11 protein-coding genes are annotated in these 13,365 nt (G+C 38.5%); 6 read left to right on the top strand and 5 right to left on the bottom strand.

Annotated features, from left to right (window positions below):
- Positions 1-86 precede the first annotated feature (86 nt).
- From AC1M9D_RS11385 to ahpF, 3 genes are all read right to left on the bottom strand, one after another.
- Complete coding sequence (locus tag AC1M9D_RS11385) at positions 87-788, bottom strand: VIT1/CCC1 transporter family protein (protein WP_481612214.1); 702 nt, start codon at positions 786-788, stop codon at positions 87-89.
- 149 nt (positions 789-937) lie between these two features.
- Positions 938-1,282, bottom strand: a complete 345-nt coding sequence (locus AC1M9D_RS11390; protein ID WP_035265393.1) for a hypothetical protein — start codon at positions 1,280-1,282, stop codon at positions 938-940.
- A 174-nt stretch (positions 1,283-1,456) separates the two neighbouring features.
- The gene (gene ahpF / locus AC1M9D_RS11395) at positions 1,457-3,022 is read right to left on the bottom strand and encodes an alkyl hydroperoxide reductase subunit F (RefSeq protein ID WP_481612215.1); all 1,566 of its coding nucleotides are present in this window, start codon (positions 3,020-3,022) and stop codon (positions 1,457-1,459) included.
- A gap of 236 nt (positions 3,023-3,258) precedes the next feature.
- Between ahpF and AC1M9D_RS11400 the strand changes: the two genes are divergently transcribed.
- On the top strand, positions 3,259-3,480 hold the full coding sequence (locus AC1M9D_RS11400; RefSeq protein WP_035270203.1) for a DUF1653 domain-containing protein: 222 nt from the start codon (positions 3,259-3,261) through the stop codon (positions 3,478-3,480).
- A gap of 65 nt (positions 3,481-3,545) precedes the next feature.
- Positions 3,546-4,130, top strand: coding sequence for an O-methyltransferase (locus AC1M9D_RS11405; protein ID WP_481593424.1), 585 nt, complete (start codon positions 3,546-3,548; stop codon positions 4,128-4,130).
- A gap of 75 nt (positions 4,131-4,205) precedes the next feature.
- On the opposite strand, the gene ahpC is transcribed toward AC1M9D_RS11405, so the two are convergent.
- Positions 4,206-4,769 carry an alkyl hydroperoxide reductase subunit C gene (gene ahpC, locus AC1M9D_RS11410; RefSeq protein WP_035270191.1) on the bottom strand — a complete coding sequence of 188 codons (564 nt, stop codon included), beginning with the start codon at positions 4,767-4,769 and terminating at the stop codon, positions 4,206-4,208.
- A 510-nt stretch (positions 4,770-5,279) separates the two neighbouring features.
- Here ahpC and hrpA point away from each other — a divergent pair.
- From hrpA to AC1M9D_RS11430, 4 genes are all read left to right on the top strand, one after another.
- The gene (gene hrpA / locus AC1M9D_RS11415; RefSeq protein ID WP_481596681.1) at positions 5,280-9,167 is read left to right on the top strand and encodes an ATP-dependent RNA helicase HrpA; all 3,888 of its coding nucleotides are present in this window, start codon (positions 5,280-5,282) and stop codon (positions 9,165-9,167) included.
- A gap of 46 nt (positions 9,168-9,213) precedes the next feature.
- Complete coding sequence (locus AC1M9D_RS11420; protein WP_035270185.1) at positions 9,214-10,329, top strand: beta-ketoacyl-ACP synthase III; 1,116 nt, start codon at positions 9,214-9,216, stop codon at positions 10,327-10,329.
- 19 nt (positions 10,330-10,348) lie between these two features.
- Complete coding sequence (locus AC1M9D_RS11425) at positions 10,349-11,113, top strand: lysophospholipid acyltransferase family protein (RefSeq protein ID WP_481612216.1); 765 nt, start codon at positions 10,349-10,351, stop codon at positions 11,111-11,113.
- A 476-nt stretch (positions 11,114-11,589) separates the two neighbouring features.
- Positions 11,590-12,417 (top strand): SDR family oxidoreductase, encoded by an 828-nt coding sequence (locus tag AC1M9D_RS11430; protein WP_481612217.1) that lies wholly within the window; start codon positions 11,590-11,592, stop codon positions 12,415-12,417.
- 45 nt (positions 12,418-12,462) lie between these two features.
- On the opposite strand, the gene AC1M9D_RS11435 is transcribed toward AC1M9D_RS11430, so the two are convergent.
- The gene (locus AC1M9D_RS11435; RefSeq protein WP_481612218.1) at positions 12,463-13,170 is read right to left on the bottom strand and encodes a M48 family metallopeptidase; all 708 of its coding nucleotides are present in this window, start codon (positions 13,168-13,170) and stop codon (positions 12,463-12,465) included.
- Positions 13,171-13,365: the final 195 nt, after the last annotated feature.

The following is a 13,365-nucleotide window of genomic DNA, read 5'->3' on the forward strand; positions in this document are numbered from 1 at the left end:
GTTGCAGGTTGATAGTCCTACACTTCGTTTATCCATTAAATTCTGATGAGTAATACTGATTTTAAATATTGATAATACTTATATATTTAACCAACAGGTACATTAAACAGTGAGCCAATCCAACTTGAAAATGCCATGGCTGCGATTCCCCAAAGCGTAATTCGCAAGGCTGATTTTACTTTAGACGTTCCAGCAAAATATCCAGATAAAGCCCCTAGAATAAATAACGCTAAAATGCCAAAAATGGCAACACTGTATTCTAAATATGCAGGAGGACTGATCAGTATAGCGATCATCGGGCAAGCTGCACCTATTGAAAAGGCGGTGGCAGAAGACCAAGCGGCTTGAAAAGGTTGAGCTGTTGTATTTTCATGGATACCAATTTCATCACGTGCATGTGCAGCTAACGCATCATGCTCGCTCAGTTGTATAGCAACTTGATGAGCAAGTTCGGGTGATAGTCCTCTTTGTATATAAATATGCGTTAATTCTTTCAGTTCGATTTGTGGATTGCGTGCTAACTCACTTGCTTCAAACTTTAGATCAGCTTCTTCAATATCAGACTGAGATTTTACTGAAATATATTCACCAGCTGCCATGGACGTTGCGCCTGCAATCAAACCAGCAATACAAGTGATTAAAAGGGTATGTTGATTCGCGCCACTTGCTGCCATCCCCATGATTAAACTAGTGACTGAAATTATACCGTCGTTGGCACCAAGAACAGCAGCTCTTAACCAACCTGTGCGATGTATATAATGTGGTTCTGTATGGTGCGAATAGCTCATAGGATTTTGTCTTATTATCTGAAAATGTTATTCAAAAATGAGTTGTTATTCATACAGTATAGGCTTAATTCGTATCTTGGGGCTGTAAAATTGAACTATTTGAGAAAAAATTAAAGCCTCTAAAGAGGCTTTAATTGGTAAAACTCAAATTATTGTTGAGCTTTTTCTTTTACATTCGCTGCACCTTCTTCTACAGCTGCCGCAGCATTAGCAGTTGCTTCTTTAGCCGCTTCTGAAGCGTTGTGCGCAGCGTTTTCAGCATGTGCAGCAGCATTATCTGCAGCTTGTGCTGTCGCATCAGCAGCATTGTCGACTGCAGTTGCAGTTGATTGAGCTGCATCTTCAGTCGCATTTTGAATATCTGCACCTGCTTGTTCAGCAGCATTTTCTAAATGTTCACCAGTTGTCGCGCCAGTTTCAGGAGCTTTATCCTTATTACACCCAACCAAAGCAACTGTAGCAGCAAGACCTAAAGCAACAAGAATCTTATTCATTTTATCTTCCTTTTTTAATTCAATGAGTATCCAAGTAGCATGGATGAGAACAATATAAGCAGATTTTAAATAAAGTTTTATTCAAAAATTGTAAAGATAATATTGGCTTATAAAAACGCCCCGAGAAAGAGTTTTCTCAGGGCTACACTTTAATGCGGTATATTAAGGCTGAAATTACTGTCCAGAACGAATGATGTAATCAAACGCTGACAGTGATGCTTTCGCGCCTTCACCAGTGGCAATGATGATTTGTTTATAAGGTACTGTTGTACAGTCACCCGCAGCGAATACACCTTTTACATTGGTTTCGTTGCGATCGTTAATCACAATCTCACCACGGTTGGTTAATTCAACTTGAGTTTCTTTTAAGAAATCCGTGTTGGGTAACAAACCGATTTGTACGAAGATCCCCGCCAATTCGACAGTGTGTTCTTCATCCGTCGCACGGTCTTTGTATTTCAGTGCAGTGACTTGTTTGCCATCACCCACAACTTCTGTAGACAACGCATTTTTGATGACAGTCGTGTTAGGTAAGCTGTTCAATTTATCTTGAAGAACTTGGTCAGCACGTAGTTTGGTATCAAACTCAACTAAAGTGACATGCTCAACAATACCAGCCAAGTCAATTGCCGCTTCTACACCAGAGTTACCACCACCGATCACAGCCACACGTTTACCTTTGAACAATGGGCCATCACAGTGTGGGCAGTACGCAACACCACGTGTTTTGTATTCTTGCTCACCTGGTACATTCATTTCTCTCCAACGAGCACCTGTAGACAGGATGACCGTTTTCGATTCAAGTTTTGCACCATTCTCTAAAGTCACTTCAACTAAACCGTTGGCAGTTTCATCTGCACCTTTGATGTCAGACACACGTTGTAAGTTCATGATGTCGACACCGTATTCACGAACATGTGCTTCCATTTCAGCTGCAAACTTAGGACCTTGCGTCTTTTGCACTGATGTAAAGTTTTCAATATCCATGGTGTCCATGACCTGACCACCCATGCGCTCAGCAACGATCCCCGTACGGATACCTTTACGAGCGGCATAGATTGCAGATGTGTTACCTGCAGGACCACCACCGATCACAAGCACGTCAAATGCATCTTTGGCATTGAGCTTTTCAGCATCTTTCGCAGCAGAATTAGTATCGAGCTTCGCAACAATTTCTTCCAATGTCATACGACCTTGACCGATATGTTCGTTGTCTTGGAACACCATTGGTACAGCCATGATTTTGCGTTCTTCTACTTCGTCTTGGAAGAATGCACCATCAATCATGGTTGCTGTTGTGCCAGGGTTGTAAATTGCGATCAAGTTAAGTGCTTGAACCACATCTGGACAGTTATGACAGCTTAAAGATACGAATACGTCAAAGTCAGATTTGATTTCTAATGCTTTGATGGATACCAATACTTCATCAGATACTTTTGGTGCATAACCAGAAGTTTGTAGCAATGCCAAAATCAAAGAAGTGAACTCATGACCCATTGGTAAACCTGCGAAGAAGACACGCGGTTCTTCACCTGCTTTTGCAATACCAAAGCTCGGCGCACGTTTATTTTGACCATCAAAACGAGCTGTGACGAATGGAGAAAGTGCTGCCACTTCTTCCACAAGTTCTTTGATTTTTGCAGATTTGTCTGAATCATTTAAAGTCGCAACCAATTCGATTGGACCTTCAAGGCGTTCTAAAAGCGTTTTTAATTGAGCTGAAGTATTTTGATCTAACATTGCTAACGTCTCCAAAGGAGTAATAATTCATTCGATACAGGTATACTAAGACAATTGATTGAATAGATAAAACAGTTTGTTTTTATAAATTCAATCGGAAAAATAAATTTAATCAAAGTCTTTGGTGTAGATGTATGAAAGTATTGAGTTAAAACTTGAATTTTCAAGTATAAAAGCAATTTGAATTCAGATATTTACATTAAAATTATTTTAATAGATATGAGCGAGGACCAATTATGACCTTAGAGAGAGGCATTTATAAACACTATAAAGGACAACTTTATCAAGTCCTTCATGTAGCGACGCATAGTGAAACTCAAGAAAAGCTTGTGGTCTATCAATGCCTTTATGGAGATTATTCAATATGGGTAAGGCCATTAGCGATGTTTACAGAAAGCATTTATCTAGAGGATGATGATCGTGAAATTGAACGTTTTAAATTGATTCAAAAATTATGATGATTGTCATAGTAAAGACTTTATCTTTGATTAGTTTATAGAAATCGATTCAATGAGAATATGTCATGAATGCTGAATTTCTAAGTCAAATGCAAAGTTTATATCAGCAGTTAATTCAACATGATGCATATCAAACTGATCGCGATCTGAGATATCGAAATATAAAACCAGAATCTGCCCATTATATTTCGATGCTTATTAAGATCCAGACCTCTAAACGAATTCTTGAAATAGGAACTTCGACAGGATATTTAACATTATGGATGGCGGAGGCGGTTTCGGAGCATCAGGGTCGAGTGACTACGGTTGATATAAACTCAGAAAGAACAGCACTTGCGACTCAGTACGCCAAACAGTTTAGTTTAGATCACCTTATTGATTTTATCAGCAGTGATGCAATTGATTTATTAATTAATGAAGGCGATGTGTATGACTTAATTATCTTAGATGCGAATCGACATGCATATCCTGATTATTGGCAATATTTAAAAAAGGTACTACATCCTGAACATGGCCTAATACTTGTAGATAAAGTGATTTCCCACGCCGCTGAAATACAAAGTTTTTTAAAGGATGTTAAAGCTGATCCAGATTTTTGCACGATGACGCTGAATATTGGGTGTGGATTATTGATGATTACGCGGAATTGATGGTGATTGAGAATTTGATGGACTGAACACAAAAAAACCACGCAAAGCGTGGTTTTTTTAGTGCTATCTAATAAATTAGATTTTACCAACTAGATCGATTGAAGGAGCAAGAGTTGCATCGCCTTCTTTCCATTTAGCAGGGCAAACTTCGCCTGGGTGAGCGTGAACGTATTGAGCTGCTTTAACTTTACGAAGAAGTTCTTGAGCATCACGACCGATACCGCCAGCGTTGATTTCAACGATTTGGATTTTACCTTCTGGGTCGATTACGAAAGTACCGCGGTCAGCAAGACCAGCAGATTCGATTAGAACTTCGAAGTTTTTAGAAAGAGTCCAAGTTGGATCGCCGATTAATGGGTATTGGATTTTACCAATTACGTCAGAAGTGTCGTGCCAAGCTTTGTGAGTGAAGTGAGTGTCAGTAGAAACACCGTAGATTTCCACGCCTAATTTTTGGAATTCAGCGTAGTTGTCAGCAAGGTCACCAAGTTCAGTTGGGCAAACGAAAGTGAAGTCAGCAGGGTAGAAAAATACTACAGACCATTTGCCTTTAAGATCAGCTTCAGTCACGTCTACAAATTGACCGTTGTGGTAAGCTGTAGCTGCGAATGGTTTAACTTCAGTATTAATTAAGCTCATCATTGTCTCCATGATTGAGGTTAGTCTTTAATTTTCAATTAGAGTATCGAACTTTCGTTCTGTGCTGAAATGGTATTTTTACATTACAAAAATCGGAAAAACCGAATTATGTAAATTGATTGCCATTTAAGTTTGTCATCTGTCTTCCTTGTAACACATCAAAATGATGTATTCGTGACAGGATGAGAAAATTTCACATGCCTACCAACATGAAGACACTGAAGTGAAAATTCAAGGGTAAATATTAAAAAAATCATCATTATTTTGGATTTAGTTTTTCAAAAATATAAAAAGCTACATGAAAATTTCAAAAATTGTATGAATTGTCACATAACACGGCTGACATGTTTCTATTTCAACATAAGATCATTTTAAGCTTTATATTCTCATTTAATCTAAAAAAATAGTCCGATTCAGATTTGGGATAATTTTTGAAAATGAGTAGAATAAAGCGTTTCGTAATTGATATAGGGCTAAAACTTGGCAACGATTGGGTTAAATGTAGAACAAATGGTGATGGCACGAGATCTTCATCGTTTAAATCGACTACGCAAAGGAAAAGATGCCAATGAAAAGCAATATCAAGAACTTTTTGAAAAATCAAATTTAAAAGTACAACAGCGTATTCAACGCATTCCTAATATCAAACTTAATCAAGATTTACCTGTTACCCAATATGCAGACAAATTGATTGAGGCCATTCAAAAACATCAGGTCATTATCGTTGCGGGTGAAACAGGTTCAGGTAAAACAACTCAGCTTCCTCAGATAGCCATGCTTGCGGGGCGTGGTTTAACAGGGTTAATTGGTCATACCCAGCCACGACGATTAGCTGCGCGCAGTGTATCGCAACGTATTGCAGAAGAGGTGGGTGAAAAACTCGGTGAGTCTATTTCATTTAAAGTAAGGTTTAACGAACAGGGTTCACAGGACTCTATCGTTCGTTTAATGACAGATGGTATTTTGCTGGCTGAATTGGCTCATGATCGTTTCTTAACCAAATATGACACCATTATTATTGATGAAGCACATGAGCGCTCGCTCAATATTGACTTCATCATGGGCTATTTAAAACAGCTCTTGCCACGTCGTAAAGATCTTAAAGTCATCATCACATCTGCAACTTTAGACGTTAATCGTTTTTCAAGTTACTTCAATAACGCACCGATCTTTGAGGTTGAAGGTCGTAGTTTTCCTGTAGAAGTGCGTTATCGTCCGATCTCTGAAATGAGTATTGTAGGGAGTGATGATGATGAGTTTGATGACTTTGAAGAAAACCTACCGCGCGCAGTAGTCTCAGCTGTTGAAGAATGTTTCAAAGATGCACAGGAAAAAGGTCATCCTGAACACGCAGATATTTTGATTTTTGCCAGTACGGAACAAGAGATTCGTGAGCTACAGGAAACTTTAATCAAACATGGACCTCGTCATACAGAAGTTCTACCTTTGTATGCGAGACTAGCGTTATCTGAACAACAAAAGATTTTTAATCCTGCAGGTGGTGGACGGCGTATCATTATTGCCACCAACGTTGCGGAAACTGCATTGACCGTTCCAAACATACGTTACGTCATTGATAGTGGTTTTGCACGTATCTCTCGTTATAACTACCGTTCGCGTGTTCAGCGTTTACCGATTGAAGCGATTTCTCAAGCAGCAGCCAATCAGCGTAAAGGTCGTTGTGGTCGTATTGCACCGGGTGTGTGTATTCGACTGTATTCAGAAGAAGACTTTTTAAGTCGTCCCGAATTTACTGAACCTGAAATCAAACGTACTAATTTGGCATCTGTTATTTTGCAGATGCAGAGTTTAGGTCTTGGAACACTCGAAGATTTTGACTTTATTGAACCGCCTGATCATCGTCTCGTCAATGATGGTCGTAAACTGCTGATTGAACTCGGGGCGATGACGGAAAAGAGTAATCCTTCTCTTGTGGCTAAAACAGCCTCATCTTTAGATAAAGGTGGACTTCAAGGCAAAGGCGATTCTCTTACCAAAATTGGTCAACAAATGGCAAAAATGCCAATTGATCCAAGACTCGCACGTATGATTTTGGGGGGGGCTCATTTTGGGGCGCTCAATGAAGTATTGATTATCGTGGCAGCGTTAGCTGTTCAGGATCCAAGAGAGCGTCCTGCTGATAAACAAATGCAAGCGGATCAGAAGCATGCCTTGTTTCGTGAAGCCGACTCTGACTTTCTGTTCTATCTCAAATTATGGGATGCGTTGGTTGCAAATCGGGAGATGAGTGAAAATAAGCGTCGCACATTTGCACGTAATCATTTCTTGAGTTGGTTACGCTTGAGAGAATGGAAAAAAACACATGAGCAACTGGTTGATCTTGCTCAAGGCTTAAAGCTTTCTTTTAATGAAAAGAAAACCAGTTACGAAAATCTTCACAGAGCTTTACTCACGGGACTATTGTCATTCATTGCAAATAAAACAGATGAACGCAATGTATTCATGGCAGTGCGTCAACAAAAGGCACGTATATTTCCTGCATCGACCTTACACAAAACCAATACACCATGGGTCATGGCATTTGAGATGGTAGAAACCTCTCAGGTGTATTTACGAACACTGGCGAAAATTGAGCCTGAGTGGATTTTGCTAGCTGCACGTGATTTAGTTAAACATCATTACTTTGAACCGCATTGGTCGAAAAAAGCAGGTGTAGTTAACGCATATGATCAAATTTCACTGTTTGGTTTGATTATTGAGCCTAAGCGTCAAATCAATTATGAAAAGGTCGATCAAACTACGGCGCATGAAATTTTCCTTCGCGATGCTTTAACGACGGGTCATCTGGGGATTACACCACCATTTTTAAAACATAACTTGCTTAAACTAGAAGAGGTTGAGCGAGTAGAAGATAAATTGCGACGTCGTGATTTGGTGGTAGACGAAGAGACGATTTATCAGTTTTATGCTGCAAAAGTGCCTGAAGATGTAGCGAGTCGGCGTAGTTTTGAAGATTGGCGTGCAACAGTTGAGCCTCAAAATCCACGTTATTTGTTCATCGATGACGATGCTTTATGGCTTAACGATCGTCCAACTACCCAACAGTTTCCTGATTACTTACGTAATGGGGACCTTCGTTTAGCGGCAAGTTATCGATTTGACCCAAGCCATGATGAAGATGGTGCGACGGTCAAGATTCCACTACAGGCCCTGCCACAAGTAGATGAAAACTTATGGTCATGGGGCATTCCAGGTTGGCGTCTTGATTTGATTGAAGCACTATTAAAAGCTCTTCCAAAAGATAAGCGTCGTGGCTTGGTACCTATACCAGATACTGCGCGTAAACTGATGTCCAAAATAGATGCGCAAGATTTACAAAAGCATATTTTTAGTTTTTTAGCTTTTCAATTGAGAGGCGAACAGATCACTGAAAAAGATTTTAATGTAGATCGAATTGAACAATATCTTTTACCGCTCATTAAAGTCATCGATGAAAAAGGACGAGTGATTGAGCAAGGTCGCGATTTATCTGAATTAAAAGCACGCTGTCGTACTGAAACGCATAGTCCAGTCAAGCAGTTAAAAGGTGAGTATCAAACTTTCCCTGAGCATTTTGTGTTTGAAGCATCGCAAAAAGTCACAGGTGTCGTCGTCAAACAATATCAAGCACTTGTACCAAGCAAGGAATTTTCTAAGCTTGAGCAAAAGGATGAGTCAGGTGTTGTCATTCAAACGTTTAATGATCAGCACGAAGCAATACGCCATCATCGTGCTGGTATTATTCGCCTGATTCATATGCAGCTAGGTGATTTGATTCGACAGCTTAAAAAACAAATTTCTAAACCACTCGCATTAGCCTATTCCCCTTTGGGTGATAAAGCTCAGTTAGAACAAATGTTAGTTTACGCAACATTGCAAATGGCTTTAGAAAAAGAGCCTGTAGATGCGCAAGATTTCCAAACAATTCTGCAGGCTGTCAAGCAGTCTTTCCTGACGCATGGTCAAAAGGTCTTGGCTGCCTTTAATGACATTTATGTACAATGGCAACAAATTCGACGCGAGTTGATGATGATTGATGCCAATGTATTTGGTAAAAATATCGATGATATTGAAGATCAACTTGATCTGATGAGTCTAGCGGATTTTGCTTATAGTAAATCTGTAGATGTGTGGATTGAATTTCCACGCTATCTTAAAGCTTTATTGATTAGGATTGATCGTTTGCCTCATAATCTAAAACGAGATGATGATGCGATTGCTCAAGTCGATCCTTGGATGGATAAATTATTTAAATATAAAAATGATCAAAAATTGAAAGAGTTATATTTTATGGTTGAAGAGCTGAGAATCTCATTATTCTCTCAACCGATGAAAACCAAGATGCCTATTTCGCCAAACCGTATTCAAAAAGTATGGGAACGTCTCGGAATCAGTTAATATAGCTTTAATTTGAAATATTGAGTTACTCAAAAAGGAGTTTTGCATGGGCATTCGTATTACAGGCACTGGCTTATTCCATCCTGAACATGTCATCACCAATGAAGAATTGGTTGAAAGTTTAAATGCTTATGTAGAAAAGTTTAATCAAGAGAATGCTGAAAAAATTGCTGCGGGCGAAATCGAAGCACGCCGTGGTTCAAGTGCAGAATTTATTGAGAAGGCTTCAGGTGTGAAAGCACGTTATGTTGTAGAGAAGGAAGGCGTATTAGATCCTAATCGTTTACGTCCAAACTTAGCAGAACGATCAGATGATGAAATTTCACTTCAAGCTGAGTGGGGTGTGATCGCTTCAAAACAAGCAATGGAAAATGCCGGTGTAACTGCTGAAGACATTGATGTTGTAATATTGGCTTGTTCAAATATGCAACGTGCATATCCTGCGGTTGCTATTGAAATTCAAACTGCATTAGGCATTCAAGGTTATGCTTATGACATGAATGTTGCTTGTTCTGCTGCAACATTTGGCTTAAAACAAGCTTATGATGCGATTAAGTCTGGTGCTCGTCGTGTGCTCTTGGTCAATGTGGAAATCACATCAGGTCATACAGATTATCGTTCACGTGATTGTCATTTCATTTTTGGTGATGTAGCGACAGCTTCAATTATCGAAGATACAGATTCTAAAACTGGATTCGAAATTTTAGATACGCAATTGTTTACGCAATTCTCTAATAACATTCGTAATAATTTTGGTTTCTTGAATCCAAGTGAAACAACCAACGCGGATGATAAACGCTTCCGTCAAGATGGCCGTAAAGTGTTTAAAGAAGTATGCCCATTGGTTGCGAAAATGATTACAAAGCAACTTGAGAAAAACCAAATCGAACCGACGAATGTTAAACGTTTCTGGTTACATCAAGCCAATGCCAGCATGAACGAGTTAATTTTAAAGCTGGTTGTGGGTAAAGCTGCTGCTGAAGCAGATCCAGACTTAGTTCCAATCATTTTAGACGAGTTTGCAAACACTTCTTCAGCTGGTGTCATCATTGCGTTACACCGAACTGCAGATCAAGTGAATGATGGTGAATACGGCGTATTATGTTCATTTGGCGCAGGTTATTCTGTTGGTTCAATACTGGTTCAGAAGCGAGTAGCTTAATTAGATAAAGAGATGTTCAATGGAAAATAAAGCATTGCAAATCCAACACCATTCTAAAATGATCCGATATGGTAGTTTGTTGCAACGTTTTTATTTTAAACCGACCTTTCTTGGTGTTGAACATCTCAATGCTAATCGACCTGCCATGTATGTGGGTAATCATACAATTTATGGTGTATTTGATACGCCAATATTGATTGATTATCTATATACAGAGCACAAAATTAAAATTGTGAGTTTAGGTGATCACATTCATTTCAAAATACCGTATTGGAAAGATATGGTTCATAAAATGGGTGCAATTGAGGGTCTAAGAGAATACGCCAGAGATGCAATGCAACAAGGATACTCTATCCTAGTGTTTCCAGGTGGTGGGCGTGAGGTCGTAAAGCGCAAAGGGGAAGAATATCAACTCATATGGAAAGAGCGCTACGGATTCTTAAAGTTAGCTCAAGAATTTGACTACGACATTGCACCTTTTGTAGCTGTAGGTGGTGATGAAGTATTTGATTTGGCACTTGATGCCAATTATTTGCTTGAAAAAAAGTGGTTTAAAAAGCTTTTAGCTGTACCTAAAATTGGAAAAATACTCCGTCAAGGTGATGTCTTGCCTTCAATACCCAAAAATATTATTCCTAAAAGAGTCCCATTCTATTTCAAATTTTTACCACGACAATCAATCTCAAATATCAAAACAGAACAAGATTTTATTGAATTCAGAGATCAATTGCAGCAAACAATTTACGAAAATATTGCATCAACGCAGTTGATACGAGATAGATAAAGTTAAATCTTAGAAAATTATACTTCTTAATCTAATTATATTGTTGATTATAAAAATATTTTTAAAATAATATTAAAAAAATAAATTAGTGCTTTCTATTTTATATCAATTAGGTATATTATTTTAATGTAAATATTCAGTTTACTAAGCCCAAAGATTGTACTCCTCCTTGGGCTTTTTTTTATCTCAGAATAATAATAGTCGTATGAGCGCGATTTTCACTTTTTAAATTTCACACAAATTAAGATTGAAAATCAAAGGTGAATTTTTGGCACAAAATGCAACTATAGTTGGTTTTTTAAAAATTAATAAAAACAGAATGTTATTTAAATTTTTTAGCATGCTATCAAAACAATTCTAATTTTGTAATTGCAAAATGTATGCTTCTACGACTTAGAGGTTCATAAAGAAATTTTGCATAAGTGCTTTTTTTTTGTACATTGAAAACTCAAAAAACAAAATAACACAGAGGGATTATGTCACTACAAGGAAAAACACTGTTCATTACAGGTGCAAGCAGAGGTATCGGTCGTGAGATTGCACTTAAAGCTGCAAAAAATGGTGCAAATATTGTGGTTGCTGCAAAAACGAGCACTGAACATTCGAAACTCAGTGGTACGATTCATTCTGTTGCAAAAGAAATAGAAGCAGCTGGTGGGAGAGCATTAGCGATCCAACTTGATGTACGAGATCAAGATGCTGTCGCAGCCGCAATGAAACAGGCTGCTGAACATTTTGGTGGGATAGATGTCCTCATTAATAATGCTGGTGCGATTAATTTGAGTGGGGTTGAAACGCTTGATCCAAATCGTTTTGATCTTATGTATCAAGTGAATACTCGCGCCGTTATGGTCTGTAGTCAAGCTGCCTTGCCTTATTTAAAACAAAGTCAAAATCCACACATTCTTAGTCTCTCTCCACCTTTAAATTTAAAAGAAACGTGGTTTGCGGTTCATTCTCCTTACACCATCAGTAAATATGGCATGAGTATGTTGACCATGGGAATGAATCAAGAATTCGAACGTTATGGAATAAGTGTTAATGCCTTGTGGCCTAGAACCATTATTGCAACTGCAGCGATTGAGTTTTCTCTCGGTGGACGTGAGTTATTTAGCAAGGCTCGGACACCAGCAATCATGGCTGATGCAGCGTATGCAATCTTGACGAGTGAGAAACGTTCGATCACGGGTCGTATGATGATCGACGAAGAGATATTAAGAGAGAAAGGTGAAACTGATTTCGAAAAATATCGAGTGGAACCATCAGATGAAGAATTGATGGTTGATCTATTTGTTGATCCATAAATGAGAAAGCCCAACATTGTGTTGGGCTTTATTATTTATACTAAATTATCGTAATGCAGTAAGGTTGACATCCTTTTGATACATCTCGATCTGCATGACTTGTTCAGTTAAGAATGCTTTACGTTGGTCATTGCTCGGATGACTTGCAAACAAAGTTGATTGATCTTTATTCATTTTACGTTTGTTGAGATTAGCTTCGAATTTATCCCAAAATGAGAGTGCTGCATTGTGATTGTATCCCGCTCTCACCATCAAATCTAAACCAATCAAATCAGCTTCTTCTTCTAGATGACGGCGATGAGACATATTGGTTTGATTACCAGATAAACCACTTGCAAGCCCGATGGCAGCCCCAGTTCCCATGGTTGCACCCATTAGACCCAAATTCATTGCTGCGAAACGAGAAGCCTTTTCACGACTATGATTACGGATAATGTGTGCCATTTCATGCGCAATTAGGGTGGCTAACTCGTCATCAGATAAGTTTTCAAACATATATACAGCCGAATTAACTACAATTTGCCCACTTTGAAAGGATTGGGCATTCGGTTTGCTGCTGAGCACACCGTTAATTCGCCATTGAATTGGTTGACGACCTTCACGTAAATATTGATTAGCATGTGGGATTAAACGTGCCAAAATTTGATTTAATCGTGGATCTTCAAGATACAAAGACTTAGTTTTCGCTTTCTTTTCAAATTTATTATAGCTACGGTTTGAAATTTTATTCCAAGCTGATTCCGGAATAATCATGAGTTGTTTGCGTTCGGAAGCTACAGTGCCTAATGATGTGGTTAAAACACAGCCAGTCGAGATTAATGCAATTGAACTTATAATACCAAACGCGAAGGATTTCAGGTGGTGTTTCAAAAAGTATGCTGAAAAAAACAATATGGCTTTTGATAAAATAGAGGTATGAAAATAACGCTACAAATCAAATGTCCTACC

The organism is Acinetobacter sp. ANC_7682 (assembly GCF_056779795.1).